This is a genomic window from uncultured Streptococcus sp. (assembly GCF_963525625.1).
In the GTDB taxonomy this organism is placed as follows: domain Bacteria; phylum Bacillota; class Bacilli; order Lactobacillales; family Streptococcaceae; genus Streptococcus.
Window position 1 is genome coordinate 15,087 of record NZ_CAURLD010000022.1, and the last position, 17,308, is coordinate 32,394.

At 42.7% G+C, this 17,308-nt stretch carries 15 protein-coding genes; 8 read left to right on the top strand and 7 right to left on the bottom strand.

All coding sequences use genetic code 11. The annotated features are described in order from the left end of the window. Positions 1–223: 223 nt before the first annotated feature. Positions 224–955, top strand: coding sequence for a cyclase family protein (locus tag RYK49_RS10015; protein ID WP_032909692.1), 732 nt, complete (start codon positions 224–226; stop codon positions 953–955). A gap of 353 nt (positions 956–1,308) precedes the next feature. Here RYK49_RS10015 and gorA read toward each other — a convergent pair whose 3' ends face one another. Next, on the bottom strand, positions 1,309–2,658 hold the full coding sequence (gene gorA / locus RYK49_RS10020) for a glutathione-disulfide reductase (RefSeq protein WP_314830978.1): 1,350 nt from the start codon (positions 2,656–2,658) through the stop codon (positions 1,309–1,311). A gap of 209 nt (positions 2,659–2,867) precedes the next feature. Between gorA and RYK49_RS10025 the strand changes: the two genes are divergently transcribed. Genes RYK49_RS10025 through RYK49_RS10035 form a run of 3 tightly spaced genes read left to right on the top strand, consistent with a single transcriptional unit; the run spans position 2,868 to position 5,981 of the window. Further along, a complete protein-coding gene (locus RYK49_RS10025) occupies positions 2,868–4,031 on the top strand; it encodes an efflux RND transporter periplasmic adaptor subunit (RefSeq protein ID WP_002920756.1) in 1,164 nt (387 codons plus the stop codon). Next, on the top strand, positions 4,015–4,713 hold the full coding sequence (locus RYK49_RS10030) for an ABC transporter ATP-binding protein (RefSeq protein ID WP_002906126.1): 699 nt from the start codon (positions 4,015–4,017) through the stop codon (positions 4,711–4,713). The genes RYK49_RS10025 and RYK49_RS10030 overlap by 17 nt, the downstream gene beginning before the upstream one ends. Then, a complete protein-coding gene (locus RYK49_RS10035) occupies positions 4,713–5,981 on the top strand; it encodes an ABC transporter permease (RefSeq protein WP_125331433.1) in 1,269 nt (422 codons plus the stop codon). Before RYK49_RS10030 ends, RYK49_RS10035 begins: the two co-directional genes overlap by 1 nt. Positions 5,982–6,078: 97 nt before the next feature. Here RYK49_RS10035 and lysS read toward each other — a convergent pair whose 3' ends face one another. From lysS to RYK49_RS10065, 6 genes are all read right to left on the bottom strand, one after another. Beyond that, the gene (gene lysS, locus RYK49_RS10040; RefSeq protein ID WP_002894992.1) at positions 6,079–7,569 is read right to left on the bottom strand and encodes a lysine--tRNA ligase; all 1,491 of its coding nucleotides are present in this window, start codon (positions 7,567–7,569) and stop codon (positions 6,079–6,081) included. Positions 7,570–7,669: 100 nt separating this feature from the next. Continuing rightward, entirely contained in the window at positions 7,670–8,305 is a 636-nt protein-coding gene (locus RYK49_RS10045; protein ID WP_314865608.1) for a histidine phosphatase family protein, read from the bottom strand. Between the two features lie 62 nt (positions 8,306–8,367). Beyond that, the gene (locus tag RYK49_RS10050; protein WP_314865610.1) at positions 8,368–8,853 is read right to left on the bottom strand and encodes an aminoacyl-tRNA deacylase; all 486 of its coding nucleotides are present in this window, start codon (positions 8,851–8,853) and stop codon (positions 8,368–8,370) included. Continuing rightward, on the bottom strand, positions 8,846–9,694 hold the full coding sequence (locus RYK49_RS10055; RefSeq protein ID WP_314865612.1) for a DUF368 domain-containing protein: 849 nt from the start codon (positions 9,692–9,694) through the stop codon (positions 8,846–8,848). Before RYK49_RS10055 ends, RYK49_RS10050 begins: the two co-directional genes overlap by 8 nt. Before the next feature lie 142 nt (positions 9,695–9,836). Next, the gene (locus RYK49_RS10060) at positions 9,837–10,694 is read right to left on the bottom strand and encodes a glycoside hydrolase family 25 protein (protein WP_314865614.1); all 858 of its coding nucleotides are present in this window, start codon (positions 10,692–10,694) and stop codon (positions 9,837–9,839) included. Between the two features lie 207 nt (positions 10,695–10,901). After that, positions 10,902–11,378: a glutathione peroxidase gene (locus RYK49_RS10065; RefSeq protein ID WP_314865615.1), complete on the bottom strand. Its 477-nt coding sequence runs from the start codon at positions 11,376–11,378 to the stop codon at positions 10,902–10,904. Positions 11,379–11,532: 154 nt separating this feature from the next. Between RYK49_RS10065 and ftsW the strand changes: the two genes are divergently transcribed. From ftsW to RYK49_RS10085, 4 genes are all read left to right on the top strand, one after another. Further along, complete coding sequence (gene ftsW / locus RYK49_RS10070) at positions 11,533–12,765, top strand: cell division peptidoglycan polymerase FtsW (protein WP_314865617.1); 1,233 nt, start codon at positions 11,533–11,535, stop codon at positions 12,763–12,765. Positions 12,766–12,811: 46 nt separating this feature from the next. Continuing rightward, entirely contained in the window at positions 12,812–15,658 is a 2,847-nt protein-coding gene (ppc, locus tag RYK49_RS10075; protein ID WP_314865620.1) for a phosphoenolpyruvate carboxylase, read from the top strand. A gap of 120 nt (positions 15,659–15,778) precedes the next feature. Next, positions 15,779–16,249, top strand: coding sequence for an RNA polymerase sigma factor (locus RYK49_RS10080; RefSeq protein ID WP_314865622.1), 471 nt, complete (start codon positions 15,779–15,781; stop codon positions 16,247–16,249). Then, positions 16,236–17,216 (top strand): anti sigma factor C-terminal domain-containing protein, encoded by a 981-nt coding sequence (locus tag RYK49_RS10085; protein WP_314865624.1) that lies wholly within the window; start codon positions 16,236–16,238, stop codon positions 17,214–17,216. Before RYK49_RS10080 ends, RYK49_RS10085 begins: the two co-directional genes overlap by 14 nt. Positions 17,217–17,308: the final 92 nt, after the last annotated feature.

Below are 17,308 nucleotides of genomic sequence, written 5' to 3' on the forward strand. Positions count from 1 at the left end.
TATCAAAATTTTCAATCTTTGAATAGTTTTCATTAGAAAAATTAGCTATAGCTTTAAACTATATTCTTATCAACAAAAAAGGATTATCTAAAAGAGATATAAAGAATTGCAGCAGCACACTTTGATTGATATAATAATGCAAAAGTAAATAAGAGATTTTGCTAGAGGTGTGGGTGCATAATCAACATCTTTCCAAGCAAAACAGACTAGATTGGAGAAGCATATGACAGATTTATTAAAAATTTATCAGGAACTACAGGAGAAAAAATGGGTCAACTTGTCCCATCAGATCAAGGAAGATAGTCCGCATTTTCCAGCTCTACCTGCCTTGGAGAAGAAGGACATTTTCACTTTGAAAGACGGTTTTCATGTTCAGCAGTTTTCTGTAGTTGGCCAGTACGGGACTCATATTGATGCTCCGATTCACTTTGTGGAGGGTGGTCGCTGGTTGGAAGAGATTGAGCTAAAAGATCTATTCCTGCCTTTGGTGGTTATTGATAAGTCTAAGGAAGTAGCAGAGAATCCAGACTTTATTCTGGGCAAGCAGGATATTTTAGATTTTGAAGCGGAGCACGGTCAGATTGAGCCAGGAACGTTTGTTGCCTTTCGCTCAGACTGGTCCAAGCGTTGGCCAAGTCAATCAGCTATGCGCAATCTGGATGTTCAGGAGATTCAGCATACTCCTGGGTGGGGACGAGATGCTCTAGAGTTCCTTATCCATGAGCGTGGTGTCAAGGCGGTAGGTCACGAAACTTTTGATACAGATGCGGGTATTCCTACAGCGGAGCATGGATTGCTTAATGAATACTATCTTTTGGAGCAGGACATTTATCAGCTAGAAGTTATGACCAATCTGGATCAGTTGCCGGCTAAGGGTGCTCTCATCTCGATTAGCTTTCCCAACTGGCATCAAGCCAGCGGTTCACCAGTGAGGGCAGTGGCTATTTTACCATAAAGAAAAAGGAGTCTGAGGTTTCATTTCAGGCTCCTTGTCTCATATAATAACTAATAAATAGATCGCTTTTTATAATCTTTGGAATTTCTTGATGTATATTTGACAATTTACCTTTTAAAATAGTGATGCTGAAGTTTATTGTCTGAAAAAAATCTGAATTTCTTCCATTAAACTGATATTTGAAAGGAATGTCAAATGAAGCTGAAATAGCTAAAATTTACAATCTTACAAAAATGTAAGATTCGTCTGTAAAATGAAAGATTAGGTTATGGAACGGTCAGCATCTTTATTATAAAATGGTAGCAGAAATCAAAAAGAGGCTGGAATACCAAACCTCTTCTGATTTTGAATGTTTATCGCATGGTCACGAATTCTTCGGAGCCAGTTGGGTGAATAGCAACTGTAGCATCAAAGTCAGCCTTGGTAGCGCCCATCTTGATAGCAACAGCGAAACCTTGAATCATCTCGTCTACTCCGTAGCCAATGCCGTGCAGGCCAACGACCTTTTCATCCTCACCGGCAGTGATGAGCTTGAACTTGGCCTGTTGACGGTGCTGGGTGACAGCAGAGTACATGGATGTGAAGCTAGACGTGTAAACGTGAATATTTTCAGCTCCGTAAGTCTTGACAGCCTCTACCTCAGTTAGGCCAACTGTCCCAATAGCGGGATGGGAGAAGACGACAGTTGGAATAGTTGAGTAGTCCATTTTAGCATTTGTTTTACCATTGAAAAGACGCTCAGATAGAGTTCGTCCAGCCTTGATAGCAACAGGAGTTAATTCTTTTTCACCTGTTACATCGCCTAGAGCATAGATGCCTGGTACAACAGTGTTTTGGTACTCATCTACAGAGATGAAGCCACGTTCATTGAGAGTGACGCCAGCTGCTTCCAGATTGAGGTCTTGGACGTTTGGTTTACGACCAATTGCCCAAATAACATGCTGGGCTGTGTGGCTGCTGCCGTCTTCAAAATAGAGCTTGAGCTGACCATCAGGCAGTTTTTCCAGCTTTTGCGGAATCTTATGGGTATGAAGCTGGAGTCCAGAGTTCTCCATTTCTTGGAGCAGGCCGTCAATCAGATAGCTGTCAAAGTTGCGCAGTGGTCGATCCTTACGAACAAAAAGATCTGTTTCAACTCCCAGAGCATGGAGTACTCCGGCTAGTTCAACAGCTATATAGCCTGCTCCGACAATGGCTACAGATTCAGGTAACTCTTCCCAAGCAAAGACATCGTCGGAATTCTCGCCGTAGCCTGCGCCAGGGATATTTGGAATAGCAGCATGAGCACCCGTCGCGATAACGATATGCTTGGCGCGAATAAGCTCGCCGTTGACTTGGACAGTGTTTGCATCCACAAAACGGGCACGTCCTTCGATCAGTTCGACACCATTCCGTTTGAAGCTACCGTCGTAAGATGAACGTGCTCGGTCAATATAAGCTTCGCGATTTTTCCGAAGGGTAGCAAAATCAAAAGCGTTATTATCAGAGGTAAAGCCGTAATCTGGCCCATAATGATGGATAGCTTCAGCGATTTGAGCTCCGTACCACATAATCTTCTTTGGGACACAGCCGACATTGACACAGGTGCCACCCAGTTTCTTTTCTTCAATAACGGCAACCTTGGCACCGTATTCGCCTGCCCGATTCATGGTAGCAATTCCCCCGCTGCCACCGCCAATAGCAATCATATCAAATTCTTTCATCTTGTTAGAATCTCCTTCTATTATATGAGGTAATTGTACCTTTTTTAGCAGGTGAATGCAAAAATCTGCTACGGATTTGAGTGGAGTGACTATCTGAGATAAAATAGCAACCATTTGTGAAAAACTGTAAATTTTTTTAGAAGAATTATGATAGCCTTGTGATATAATATAACAAAAGAAAATCGTTTTCATCAAGAGGAGGAAAAAAGATGAAAAAGTTAAAGAAATGGCAATTATTTAGCATTATTGGAGCTACGATTGCAGTTGTTGCAGGAGCAATTCTCTTCATGTTTTTAAACGGAGGGAATCCTTCTGAGGCACCTGTCGATACTACTCCGCTGGTTCAGAAGGCCAAGGAAGGTTCAGTGGCTTCTTCAGTCTTGCTGACAGGAAATGTCACAGCCAGCAATGAGCAGTACATCTACTATGACAGCACCAAGGGTGACTTGGAAAATGTACTGGTCAATGTCGGTGACCAAGTGACTGCCGGTCAAGCGTTGGTAACTTATAAAAGTGCAGAGGCTCAGGCAGCTTATGATGCAGCTGCTCGGGCGGTTAGCAAAGCTGATCGTCAATTGCATGACTTGCAAACCAATGGTGTGACTGTAAATACAACTGGTGACGAAGAAGCAGATGGGGCGTCTGAAGCTCAGGCTCAGCGTTCTGTGGAGTCTCAGGCAGCTGATCTGCGCGATGCTCGAGCTGATGCAGTTGATAATATGAATAAAGCACAAGCTACTCTCAATGCCTTGACAGTGACCAGCACAGCAGATGGTACGGTCGTAGAAGTCAACCGCGATGTTTCAAAATCAACTACTGGTGCCACTCAAACCTTGGTTCATATCGTCAGCAATGGTAATCTGCAGATTAAGGGTGAATTATCCGAATACAATCTGGCTAACTTGTCTGTCGGTCAGGAAGTGACCATTACATCAAAGGTTTACCCAGACAAGAAATGGACTGGTAAAATCAGCTACATTTCCAACTATCCGAAAGACGGCCAGCAGGCAGCAGCTCAACCGTCTGGAACAGGTGGTAGCGGAACAGCTTCAGGTTCCAAATATCCATTTACAATTGACATTACCAGCGAGATTGGTGAACTCAAGCAAGGTTTCTCTGTCAACATTGAAGTTAAAAACAATACTCAGGGACTCATTGTGCCAGTCAGCAGTGTGGTAATGGACGGAGACAAGAACTATGTTTGGGTCCTGGAAAAAGGAGTTGCTAAGAAGACAGAAGTAACGCTCGGAAATGCTGATGCTGAAAATCAAGAAATCTCATCTGGTTTGACAAAGGATAGTAAAGTTATCATCAATCCGACAGATAGCTTGAAAGACGGTCAAGAGGTGAAATCTTATGAAGAAGCTAATTGAGTTAAAAAATATTAATAAGAGCTATCGCAATGGAGACCAGGAACTGCAGGTATTAAAAGACATCAGTCTGGAGGTTGAAGAGGGTGAGTTTGTTGCCATCATGGGACCGTCTGGATCTGGTAAGTCTACTCTGATGAATATCATTGGGATGCTGGATCGTCCGACCACTGGTGAATACCATCTAGGAAGCGAAGAAGTTGCTAAGCTAGGTGATAAGAAGCTGGCCAAGGTTCGAAATAAGCAAATTGGCTTTGTCTTCCAGCAGTTCTTTCTCTTGTCTAAGCTCAACGCCTTGCAAAATGTGGAACTGCCCTTGATCTATGCAGGTGTCGGTCAGTCTAAACGCAAGTCCTTGGCCGAGCAATTTTTGACCAAGGTGGAGTTGGACACGCGGATGCATCATCTGCCTTCAGAGCTTTCTGGTGGACAGAAGCAGCGGGTTGCCATTGCGCGTGCTTTGGTCAATAATCCTTCTCTGATTCTGGCTGACGAACCGACGGGGGCCCTGGATACCAAGACTGGTGAGCAGATTATGGAGCTCCTAACTGAGCTCAATCGAGAAGGGAAAACCATTATCATGGTAACCCACGAGCCTGAGATTGCGGCCTATGCCAAACGGCAAATTGTCATTCGTGACGGTGTCATCTCATCTGATAGCGCTAAGGAAGGAGGACTAGTCTAATGCAAAACTGGAAATTTGCCATTAGCTCCATTCTTGGACACAAGATGCGGTCTTTCCTGACCATGATTGGGATTATTATCGGAGTGGCTTCGGTTGTGGTTATAATGGCCTTAGGAGATTCCATTACCCGACGGGTCAATGAGAGTTTTACCAAAAGTCAGAAAAATATGCGTCTCGTCTTTTCTCCTAAAAAGAGCAAGGACGGCTCCTACACACAAACGGCTGATCTCTATTCTGTAAATGTAGAAGATGAAAGCGAAGAAGTGGTGGAACCACCCAAGGCCCAGGAAGCATGGGTTAAGGAATTGACCCATATCAAGGGAGTGGACGGCTACTATGTGACCAACTCAGCTATGGAAACCTTTAGCTACGAAAATAAGCAGGCTGAGCGCGTCAACTTTGTCGGTGCAAACATGACCTATATTCAGGTGAAAAAATACAAAATAATTGCTGGTCGTGCTCTGAGACAGCAAGACTATCAAGGCTTTGCCAGTGTTGTGCTGCTAGACGAAGGTCTGGCTGCGACCCTTTTTTCTTCCGCTGAAGAGGCAATCAATAAAATTGTGACAGTGGGTGCCAGTAACTATCGGGTGATTGGGGTTTATAGAGATCCTGAGACTGCTGCTGCATCTGGCTCCATGCAGGTCTATGGTGGTAATGCCATTACGACCAATACTCTCATAGCTGCTAACTTTGGAGTCGATGAAATTTCGGAGATTGTTCTTCGAGTGAATGACACTAGCTTGGTTCCAGAACTTGGCCCTAAGGTTGCCAAGAAATTAACAGAAATTGCTGGTCTCCAACAGGGCGAATATCAAGTGACAGATGATAGTGCCCTTTATCAGGAAGTGCAAAATATTTATGGTGCCATGACAGGAGTTATCGGTGCCATCGCCGGAATCTCACTCTTTGTCGGAGGTATCGGCGTTATGAATATCATGCTAGTATCTGTCACTGAGCGAACCCGGGAAATCGGACTTCGGAAAGCTCTGGGAGCGACACGCGGCAATATTTTGATGCAATTCCTGATTGAGTCTATGATTTTGACACTGATTGGTGGGTTGATTGGACTGCTTCTAGCTGCAGGACTTGCGTCTGTACTAGGCTCGGCCATGAGTCAAATGCTGGAAGGAACACCAGTAACGGTATCTCTACCAGTCAGCATCGTCAGCCTTCTCTTCTCAGCAACAATCGGTGTTCTCTTCGGAATCCTGCCGGCCAATAAAGCCTCCAAACTGGATCCAATTGAAGCACTGAGATATGAATAAAATAATAAAAGTCTGGGGAACCAGACTTTTTTGTGATGTAAAAATCCTGCTGGAATTCCAGCAGGATTTGTTTTCTTAATATCGTATAAAATACAGATTATTTCATCGTTGGGAAGAGCAGGACATCGCGAATGGTCGTAACATCTGTTAGCAACATGACCAGACGGTCGATACCGATTCCCAGACCTCCAGTTGGTGGCATACCATATTCCAGAGCTTCGACAAAGTCATAGTCAATGCCAGTTGCTTCGTCATCACCCAGTTCTTTGGCTTTTGCCTGTGCTTCAAAACGAGATAGCTGATCGATTGGATCGTTCAACTCGGTGAAGGCATTGGCATATTCTTTAGTCATGATGAAGAGCTCGAAACGGTCTGTGAAGCGTGGATCTTCTGGATTTTTCTTAGCCAGAGGTGATACTGCTACAGGATGACCGTAGACAAAGGTTGGCTGAATCAAGGTTTCTTCCACAAATTCTTCAAAGAAAGCATTGATAACATGGCCAACTTCGGTGAAGTGCTTTTCAAGCGGAACTTTCTTTTCCTGAGCCAAGGCAGCAGCTTCTTCAAAGCTCATATCTTGCCAGAAATCAACACCAGTAATTTCCTTGATGGCATCTACCATGTGAACGCGTTTAAATGGTTCGTTGATCTTGATTTCAGTTCCTTGGTAGTTGACTGGTCCATCTCCATTAACAGAGACGGCTGCATGTTGGATAATGCCTTCAGTCAAGTCCATGATGTCTTGGAAGTCCGCATAGGCTTGGTAAACCTCGATGGAAGTGAACTCTGGATTGTGAGTAGCATCCATTCCTTCGTTACGGAAGATACGGCCAATTTCATAAACTCGCTCCATACCACCAACGATAAGACGTTTAAGGTGAAGCTCGGTTGCAATCCGCAACACCATATCAATGTTTTGGGCATTGTGGTGGGTGATAAATGGACGGGCAGCAGCACCGCCTGCTTCATTGTGGAGAACAGGAGTTTCAACTTCAAGGAAGCCTTGTCCATCCAAGTAACGGCGGATTTCTGAGATGATTTTTGAGCGAGTGACAAAGCGTTCAAAGCTTTCACGGTTGGAAATCAAATCCAAATAACGTTTACGGTAGATGGTTTCGACATCTGTCAGGCCGTGGAATTTTTCAGGCAGGGGGCGCAGAGCCTTAGACAGATGAGTAAGGTGGGTCGCCTTGATAGAAAGCTCCCCCATATCTGTCCGCATAATCTCACCTTCGATACCGAGGAAATCTCCTAAGTCAGCCTTTTTAAAGATTTCATAATTTTCTTCACCAACCGCATCTTTACGCACATAAATCTGGATTTGGCCTTCACGGTCTTGGATGTGGGCAAAGCCAACTTTTCCTTTGCCGCGCTTGGTCATGAGACGGCCAGCGATAATAGCTGTTTCGTTGAGTTCGTTTAATTCTTCTTTATCTTTATCGTTGTATTTTTCTTTCAGTTGAGCAGAGTTAGCAGTCCGCTCAAAGCGTTTGCCAAAAGGGTCAATTCCCTGCTCAGCCAGCGCAGCCATTTTTTCACGGCGGATAATCTGCTGGTCGTTTAATTCCTCAATATGTTCAGTAGTCATGTTTTTCCTCCAAAAGTTTTCCTACCTATTTTATCACAAAAGATAGGGAAATTCATCTATATTTGGCTATAAAGTAAGAAAAAAAGCTAGAAATCCAGCCTTAATTTTCTGCCTTTTCAAGTAAGTAATCCGTATTATTCCAGGTGATCAGCTCATAATTCTCAAAATCTTCTGTTTCAAGGATGGTGATACTAGCATTGGTCAGACCGCCATTCTTGCGCAAAAGAGGTGTGTCATAGCCCAGCATAGTCCGAATGCTGGCGGTTAAGTTAGCACCGTGTCCGACAATGAGCACCTGCTCATAATCCTTGTCCTTTAGGGTCTTGATAAAGGAAATGGTCCGGTGGGTCGTATGGTAGACTGACTCAGCGTCAAAAAACGTATGATTGAATTGCGAAAGATTGTGGCGGAATGCAGTCATCTGGTGCGGATAGATGGCTTCTATGGTAGAGATTTTTGCGCCTTCCAGTTTTCCCAACTGCCATTCTCGCAGTTCAGGTACTGATACGATGTCAGTCGGAAACTGGCTTTCTTCTTGGATAATCTCAGCAGATCGAACGGCGCGTGGGAGGTCGCTGCTGTAAATTTTGCCAAATTGTGTCTGAGCCAGATGTTTTCCTAGGGTATGCAGTTCTTCAACGGCGGCTGGCAAAAGTGGCGAATCACCGCTGGCTCCCTGAAAGCGGCCTTCCTGATTCCATTCCGTTCTTCCGTGTCGGACAAAGTATAATTTCATAGTGGTTGATTGTTTCTTTCTTATTAGAGTTTATTGAGAATATTAGGTACAGTATTGAACAATTATGAGCTAGGATTTTCCTTGAGGTCTGCAAAGTCAGCTTGAACAAAATCCGCCAAATCTTGAGCCTTGATTTCGATACTGCGGCCGACTTCGCCAGCAGACACGATGATGCTATCTCGCTCTAGAGCTGACTGGTCGATATAGATTGGAAAGTTGTGCTTTTGACGAATACCGACAGGATTATTGGCTCCGTGAATATAGCCCGTTGTCTTTTCCAAGTCTTTCTGAGGAATCATACTGACTTTTTTATTACCGGAAATCTTGGCCATTTTCTTTTCGGACAGATGCTCTGTGATAGGTAGGATACCGATTAATGTGCCAGTCTTGTCTCCTGTCAAGGCCAAGGTTTTATAAATCTGCGAACGGTCCAAACCATCGACTGGCTGTTCTGCTAAAGCATTTAGCTGCAGGCCTCTATGTTCAATCTTACCCTTGCTTAAAATTTGCTCGACCAGTGTTTTTTTGATTTTTGTTTTTTTAGCCATTAGTATATCTCTCTTCTAATTGTGACATCCAGAGTCCCAGCCAGGTTCCCAGACCGAAGAAAAAGGCTGCAAGGACAAGTGTCAATACAGAAACCCCATGATAGCTGATGCTTTCACTGTTTCCTGCTTGGGGCACCACAATAAGAAGGGTACTGGACAGGACGATTCCAATGATAAAATGATAAACTCGAGAGTAGTAGTTTTTCAAAATATGATCCATGAGCTTAGAGAAGAGAATCAGAGCCAAGGTGCCTCCGATTCCGATAGGAAGAAAGGTGCCCAAGAGATCCAGTTTGCGGAAGCCGTTCAGCATAGGAGCGTAGAGCCCTAAAATCAGGAGAAGGTTGGACGGACTGAGTCCGGGAATTAAAATGCCCAGTGCAATCAAAGCTCCTGCTAAGATAAAAGAGAGGAAGTTAGCTGGCAAGGTGCCGACCATCCCATTTAAGGAATAAAGAAAGATTCCTGAAAGGATGAGGCTGACCCAGAAAACGAGAATATCAATCCGATCACGCTCACTTTTAGCGACAGACTCTTTAATAAGGCTAGGAACAGTCCCGATGATAGCTCCGGCAAATCCCCAAAGGACAATCACTTTGTAGTTGTCCAGCAGCAGATTGACAGGATAGGAGAAGGCGGCAATTCCTAAAATCATTCCGATTCCAACTGGTATGAAATAGAGAACATTTTCGACGAAGTTTTCTTTTAAATGTGCTAAAAAATGAATCAGGCGTTCGTAAATACCTAAGATAGCTGCTAAAACACCGCCTGAAACTCCCGGCAAAATAAAGCCAAGTGCAATGACCATTCCTTTGAAAATTCTATTCAACCAAGAAATCATTGTATTTTCCTTTTCTAATTTCATTTATCAAATCATTATATCATAAAATATAGGCTTTATTAAGAGGAAACGGCTGGAAATTTCCTATTTTTTGACAATAAAAAACGACAGCAGTCTTTGAGATTTGAGCTGTCGTTTTGAGCTATTGGACTTCTTTAGGAACTGTAAATAGCTTTTGATAAGTAGCTGTCTGGTCTTTCAAGGTTGACAGCTGGTTCAAATCAAGATAATGAGAGAAACCAGTCAGCTGACCTTGTGATGTGTACTGATGCAAGTCGTAATCTTGCTCAGTATTTGGTGCGGCATTGTAGTAGCCGTCGTCATTACCATAAGTCGGAATCCAAATTGCTGTGAACTTATCGGTAGAGATGCTATGCTCCTCCATAAAATAAGTTCCAATATAGATACCAATATTTTTAACACCAAGTGACTCTAGCTTGGCTCGGAAAGCTTCAACTCCCGCATTCATGTCAGACATAGTCTTTTCTTCGACGTCTAGCCAATAATAGGTTGGATGGTACTTGGCAGAAGCCTTGTAGAAACTTTCGGCTTCTTTTTCCATTTCCTTTTTGCTATTGGCGGCCACATAGGCATAGACAGCAACAGGGATGTTGCGCTTTTGAAATTCTTTGATGTGTCTTTCATAAGACTTGTCCAGACCATTCAGATGGGTTGCTGCGTTTTCTTTTTTTGCTTGCGCTCCACTATGAACACGGACAATTACTCCTGAAACATTCTGTGCGAGTAAGTCGTAATTAATCTCACTTGGCAGCTGCCAGCCAGAAATGTCAATGATTGGTCTGGAAATAAACTCTTCATCCAAGGACGAATCGTCAGATGTTTCCTCTTTTTTTGAGGAACTTGGAGTCTGTTTAGTTTGTGAAATTTTTGCCTGTGCTTGCTTTTCCTGAGAGTCAGTAATTTGCTTGCTTATCAAAATAAAAGCGATAAAAGAAGCAAAGAAAATTAGGATTGCAAGCGGTTTAATCCTCTTCCTCATACTGGTTTATTTTAACTTAAAACAAATAAAAAAGCAAAAAATATCCCCAGAATTGCTGGAAAATGAATAAAATGTAATATAATTGAAATATTATAAAGCAAAAACAAGACGTTTTGAAAGCTCAAAATGTCTTGTTTTTTTAAGAGCTTAGCTAAGCTGTGGAAGGTGAGTTTCCGTTGGCTAAATCGTTTTGCTTTTTATTACCTTTTATAATAGCTTTTGAATGAGCTCTTCTATCTTTTTGGGAGAGGTTTGTGGAGAGAAACGTTTGATGACTGTTCCGTCTCGGCTGACCAGAAACTTTGTGAAATTCCATTTGATCTTTTCACCCAGAAGACCGCCCTTTTCTTTTTTGAGCCAGTCAAAGAGTGGAGCAGTATGAGGGCCGTTGACATCAATCTTAGCAAATCGAGGAAATGTCGTTCCATAGTTGAGGCTGCAAAAGCTGTTGATTTCTGCAGCGTCTCCAGGGGCCTGCTGGCCAAACTGATTGCAGGGGAAATCCAGGATTTCAAATCCGTCTTTCTGATAGCACTCATAGAGTCCCTGCAGTTCTTGATACTGAGGAGTGAAGCCGCAGCTGGTTGCTGTATTGACAATCAGCAGAATCTTTCCTTTATAATCACTCATTTTTTGCGGGCTTCCGTCTTGTTTTTTAATTTCGATATCGTAAATGTCTGTCATGTTCTCCTCCTTTGTTTGCTTCCTATCTTATCACAATTTTATGTAAAAGAGAGAAAGCAAGGTCATATTATTCCAGTCTCTGCACTAATGCTTTTTTTTCAATCCAAAAGGTGGTATAATGAGAATTGAATTTTTAGAAGTTTAATGGTGAAATATGAAAATTGACAAGAAGCACTTGTTGAATTATTCCATCTTGATTCCCTATTTGATTTTATCTGTTTTGGGATTGATTGTGGTCTATTCAACGACGAGTCCTACCTCGATTCAGGCCGGAGGAAATGGTTTTGGCATGGTCTTGAATCAGGGGATTTTTTGGGTAATAAGTCTCTTTATAATTGCTCTTCTATACAGAATCCGCTTGGGATTCTTAAAAAAAGGAAGTATTCTGACTATAGTTATCTTTGCTGAGATTATTCTCTTGCTTTTATCTCGTTTTATAACAGGGACTATCAACGGCGCCCATGGTTGGCTCAAGCTTGGAGCTTTCAGTATTCAGCCTGCGGAGTATTTGAAGATTATTCTGGTTTGGTATCTAGCTTTTCGCTTCACAAAGAGGCAGGATGAGATAAAGGTCTATGACTATCAAGCCCTGACTCACAACCATTGGTTTCCTAAAGCCTTTAACGACTGGCGGACCATGGTGGCTATTCTGATTGGAATTGTAGCTATTATGCCAGACCTTGGAAATGCGACTATTCTATTTTTGACCGTCGTGATAATGATAGCCGTCAGCGGGATTGGCTATCGATGGTTTTCTACGATGCTGGGAGCCATTGTTAGTGTTTCCGGCTTGGTTCTAGCTAGCATTTGGTTGATTGGGGTTGAGCGCGTGGCCAAGATTCCAGTCTTTGGATATGTGGCCAAGCGTTTCAGCGCTTTCTTCAATCCCTTCAAGGATCTGTCTGGCTCAGGCCACCAATTGGCTAATTCCTACTATGCTATGAGTAATGGCGGCTGGTTTGGTCTAGGCTTGGGTAACTCTATTGAGAAGCGCGGATATCTGCCGGAAGCTCATACGGACTTTGTATTTTCTATCGTGATAGAAGAGTTTGGTTTCTTTGGTGCCAGTCTGATTTTAGCCTTACTCTTTTTCCTGATTCTGAGAATTATCTTGGTAGGGATTCGGGCCAAGAATCCATTTAACTCCATGATGGCTTTGGGAATTGGCGGTATGATACTCATGCAGACCTTCATCAATATCGGTGGTATCTCAGGTCTCATTCCTTCTACAGGAGTAACCTTCCCCTTCCTATCGCAAGGAGGGAACAGTCTTCTGGTCTTGTCAGTAGCCATTGCCTTGGTACTCAATATTGATGCCAACGAACGTCGTGATGCCCTGTATGAGCAGATGGAAGCAGAGGCGCAAGACCGGTCTGAGGAAGCTTAATCGCAGTTCGTGTGAACAGTTGTTGCAAAAATGAAAGGTGCAGATTATGTCATTTAACAAATTAGAAAGCTACAGCAATAAAGAAGTGATTCGAGAAGAAGTCGCCATTTTGACAGACTTACTTGCCGATATTACTCGGAATCTTCTCGCCCCTGAGACCTTTGAAAAAATCTCCCTTATGGAGGAGCTGGCGGTTAACTCCAAATATCATGAGTTAAAAGCGATTGTAGAAGAATTGTCGACGGATGAAATGGTTTATATTTCCCGTTATTTCTCTATCTTGCCGCTTTTGATTAATATCTCAGAAGACGTGGACCTAGCTTATGAAATCAACCATCAGAACAATATCGATCAGGATTATCTTGGGAAGCTGTCAACAACCATTGACCTGATTTCAACGCGGGAAAATGCTCAGGAAATTCTGGAAAACCTGAATGTTGTTCCAGTATTGACAGCTCACCCGACTCAGGTTCAGCGCAAGACCATTCTAGACTTAACCAATCATATCCATAGTCTACTGCGTCAGCATCGTGATGTTAAGGCTGGCCTGGTCAACGAGAAGAAGTGGCTAGGAAATCTCCGCCGCTATATTGAGCTTATGATGCAGACAGATATGATCCGTGAGAAGAAGCTGAAAGTGACCAATGAGATTACCAACGTCATGGAGTACTATAACAGCTCTTTCCTGCAAGCTATCACCAACTTTATGGTTGAATACAGACGCTTGGCAGAAGAGCGAGGTATCAAGCTGGATAATCCTAAGCCTATTACCATGGGAATGTGGATTGGAGGTGACCGGGATGGCAATCCGTTTGTAACAGCAGAAACCCTGAAACTATCTGCCACCCTCCAGAGTGAAGTCATCCTCAACTATTACATTGACAAGGTTTATACACTCTATCGCACCTTCTCACTATCGACCAACCTATCAGAAACCAGTCAGGCAGTAGCAGAAATGGCAGCTCTATCTACTGACAAGTCTGTTTATCGGGAAAACGAGCCTTACCGCCGTGCTTTCCACTATATCCAGTCTAAGCTGATTCAGACCTTGCTTTACCTTAAAGAAGGCAACTTTTCAAGTGCCGGTCAGCGATTGACTGACCGAGCTGAGGAAACATTGTCTGCAAAGGCTAACCTTTCTGTCAGCAATAAAGGAAGAGAAATCATTCCTAACTATATCCAGTCTCGTATCAGCGAGACCCTGACTGAGCTCAAGAAGGAGGAGACACCTTCTTACAAAACAGCTCAGGAATTTAAAGAAGACTTGCAGGTCATTTATGATTCTCTTATCGAACATCATGGCGAAGCCTTGGTAAGTGGGGACTTGACTGAACTTCTCCAAGCGGTTGATGTTTTCGGCTTCTTCTTAGCTAGCATTGATATGCGGCAAGATTCCAGCGTTCATGAAGCCTGTGTAGCTGAGCTCTTGGCTTCGGCTAATATTGTTCAGGATTATAGTAGTCTGTCGGAAGAAGAAAAATGCCAGGTCCTCCTCAAACAGCTGCTTGAAGATCCTCGTATTCTGTCAGCTACTCATGAGCCTAAGTCCGAACTTCTGCAAAAGGAACTGGAAATCTTCAAAACTGCCCGTCAGCTAAAAGATGCCATTGGTGAGGAAGTCATTAAGCAAAATATTATCTCTCACTCGACCAGTGTATCAGACCTACTTGAGTTGGCTATTATGCTCAAGGAAGTGGGGCTGATTGATGAAAATGGTGCTCGTGTCCAGATTGTTCCGCTCTTTGAGACTATTGAGGACTTGGACAATTCCTGCGATACTATGGAGAAATACCTGTCTCTGCCGATTGCTCAGAAGTGGATTGCCTCTAAAGACAATTATCAAGAAATCATGCTGGGCTATTCAGACAGTAATAAGGATGGTGGCTACCTATCTTCTTGTTGGACCCTCTACAAGGCTCAGCAGCAGCTGACAGCCATTGGTGATAAGTTTGGCGTAAAAATTACTTTCTTCCATGGCCGGGGAGGTACAGTGGGACGCGGTGGCGGTCCAACCTATGAAGCGATTACTTCTCAGCCACTCCGCAGTATCAATGACCGGATCCGTCTGACTGAGCAAGGGGAAGTCATTGGCAATAAATATGGAAACAAAGACGCAGCCTATTATAACTTGGAAATGCTGGTGTCTGCTGCCATTAACCGTATGGTAACTCATAAGAAGAGCGATAGCCATACCTCTGATAAATATGAGCGAATCATGGACCAAGTAGTCAATCGCAGTTATCAGATTTACCGAGATTTGGTCTTTGGCGACGAGCGTTTCTATGATTATTTCTTCGAATCCAGCCCAATCAAGGCTATCTCTAGCTTTAATATCGGTTCTCGTCCAGCTGCCCGTAAAACCATCACTGAAATCGGCGGCCTCAGAGCTATTCCATGGGTCTTCTCATGGTCTCAAAGTCGAGTTATGTTCCCAGGATGGTATGGTGTTGGGTCTAGCTTTAAAGAATTCATTGATGAAGACCCAGAAAATAACTTAGCCTTTCTGCAATTTATGTATAAGAGATGGCCTTTCTTCAAGTCACTCTTGTCAAATGTAGATATGGTTCTGTCTAAGTCAAATATGAATATCGCTTTTGAGTATGCGCAGCTTTGCGAAGATCAGAATGTGCGTGATATTTTCAATATTATCTTGGATGAGTGGCAGTTGACTAAGGATGTCATTTTAGAGATTGAAGGTCATGATGAGCTCCTAGCAGAAAACACTTATCTAAGAGACAGCTTGGACTACCGCATGCCTTATTTCAATGTTTTGAACTATATCCAGCTAGAACTAATCAAACGTCAGCGCAACGGTCAGCTTACACCGGATCAAGAAAAGCTGATTCACATCACCATCAACGGTATTGCGACTGGTCTGCGAAACTCTGGCTAATACAAAGAAAAAATCGGAATTTTTCCGGTTTTTTCTATTTTTGTAACCAAAGGGCTTCTTAATTCGTTATATTATTGAGGAGGGGGTGAGCTTATTAGACTGGATGAATATGAAACAATCTTGATAGGTTTTGCTCGTGAGATTATCTCCTATCTGCAAAAATCGGGCGCGTCTAAAGCGGAAGCAGAAGATGTGGTTCAAGATGTTTTTGTTAAGATGTTGGAAACAGAAATTATTATTCCAGCAGAAAAAATGCGAGCTTGGATGTATCGGGTCTCTATCCGATGCTACATCGACAGATATAGGAGAGATAAGCGATATTTGGAGATTTTAAAAAAGGAATTTTTTAAAAATCACTCAGTTATTCCCTTTGAAAATAAAGATTATGAGCTGCTACGAAGTGCAATAGAAGAACTTCCGTCTAAGGAAGCTGCACTTTTAGAACTCTATTATTTTCAGGGTTTTACAGTCAAGGAGATTGCTCGAATCATGTCTTACTCGGTGAGCAAGGTCAAGATTCAGTTGATGCGCAGCCGTGCTAAGCTCCGAAAGAAACTGGAAAAGAAAGGATACCTAAATGGAAACATTTGAAATTGTTGCAAAGAAAAGCAGAAGAAAAAGACTCTGGAAGACAGTCGCTATTAGCACCTTTGTTTCTTTAGTGATTTTAGGTCTCTTAGGAAAGGGACTAATAGAATTAGCCTCCAAGAATGGACAAAACTTGCAGAAACAGTACGAAGTTATGTCCGAAATCGCCTACCCTAATGTTGACTATGATAGTCTTTATTACACACAAACTTCTTATTTCTCAGGAACCTTACGTTCCGATCGTTTTAAAGACTTGAATGGAGTGAGAGTGGTTTATCCAGCTTATGAGGGTAACTATTCACTAACAGGTTCTTATAAAAATCCGACTTCGGAAGGGACTTATTACACTAAATCAGGGACCTATACGCGAGAACTTCGGCAGAAATATCCGGTCTTTTACAATGTTAATGCCAAAGTAACAAAGGATAGTAATTCCATACCTAAGGAGTTGGCTTCTGTCAAAGAAATGCCTAGTCAATTGGTGGAAGTAGCCGTGACCTTTGATAAACCCTATACCTATAAGGAAATTCAGCAGATGATACCGAATAATCTCAAGATTAATTGGTATTGGATTGGTAGTCAATCGAAGGACGGTGAAAATGGCATGGTACTGAGTTCTAATCCTAAGACGACCTATGGAGCTGGTGCTGAATTATTAGCTATGGATCCAACAACTAGCAGTAAAGAGGGACAGAAGACCTTCTTGGACTATTTAAAAGAAACTGATAAAACCTTTTTCCCAACTGTTAACAACTACAGTATGTACAATGACATTGAAGCCTATCTCAAGAAATTTGGCCAGTTAGATATTCGCGAGGAAAAGAATCGAGATCAATTGACTTTTTCAGGTGTCATTCTTACCGGAAAATCCGAAAATTTTGCTCAACTAGAAGGGAAAGAATGGAATTATGCTTCCAGTATTGGAGCCTCAATTCAAAATCAACCTTACTACAAATTAGACAAGGATTAATTCACAAAAAAATGCTAAAAGACTTGCATTTTCATTTAAATTTGATAAAATAGTAAGGAAAGTTAGACTGTATTGCCTACTGTCTATCTATA

What these genes read in the sequence shown, in the direction of transcription:
- RYK49_RS10035 (WP_125331433.1), top strand. Translation starts at nt 4,713, where the DNA reads ATGCAAAACTGGAAATTTGCCATTAGCTCCATTCTTGGACACAAGATG.
- RYK49_RS10055 (WP_314865612.1), bottom strand. Translation starts at nt 9,694, where the DNA reads ATGATTTCTTGGTTGAATAGAATTTTCAAAGGAATGGTCATTGCACTT.
- RYK49_RS10025 (WP_002920756.1), top strand. Translation starts at nt 2,868, where the DNA reads ATGAAAAAGTTAAAGAAATGGCAATTATTTAGCATTATTGGAGCTACG.
- ftsW (WP_314865617.1), top strand. Translation starts at nt 11,533, where the DNA reads ATGAAAATTGACAAGAAGCACTTGTTGAATTATTCCATCTTGATTCCC.
- gorA (WP_314830978.1), bottom strand. Translation starts at nt 2,658, where the DNA reads ATGAAAGAATTTGATATGATTGCTATTGGCGGTGGCAGCGGGGGAATT.
- RYK49_RS10030 (WP_002906126.1), top strand. Translation starts at nt 4,015, where the DNA reads ATGAAGAAGCTAATTGAGTTAAAAAATATTAATAAGAGCTATCGCAAT.
- RYK49_RS10060 (WP_314865614.1), bottom strand. Translation starts at nt 10,694, where the DNA reads ATGAGGAAGAGGATTAAACCGCTTGCAATCCTAATTTTCTTTGCTTCT.
- RYK49_RS10045 (WP_314865608.1), bottom strand. Translation starts at nt 8,305, where the DNA reads ATGAAATTATACTTTGTCCGACACGGAAGAACGGAATGGAATCAGGAA.
- RYK49_RS10015 (WP_032909692.1), top strand. Translation starts at nt 224, where the DNA reads ATGACAGATTTATTAAAAATTTATCAGGAACTACAGGAGAAAAAATGG.
- ppc (WP_314865620.1), top strand. Translation starts at nt 12,812, where the DNA reads ATGTCATTTAACAAATTAGAAAGCTACAGCAATAAAGAAGTGATTCGA.
- RYK49_RS10085 (WP_314865624.1), top strand. Translation starts at nt 16,236, where the DNA reads ATGGAAACATTTGAAATTGTTGCAAAGAAAAGCAGAAGAAAAAGACTC.
- lysS (WP_002894992.1), bottom strand. Translation starts at nt 7,569, where the DNA reads ATGACTACTGAACATATTGAGGAATTAAACGACCAGCAGATTATCCGC.
- RYK49_RS10050 (WP_314865610.1), bottom strand. Translation starts at nt 8,853, where the DNA reads ATGGCTAAAAAAACAAAAATCAAAAAAACACTGGTCGAGCAAATTTTA.
- RYK49_RS10065 (WP_314865615.1), bottom strand. Translation starts at nt 11,378, where the DNA reads ATGACAGACATTTACGATATCGAAATTAAAAAACAAGACGGAAGCCCG.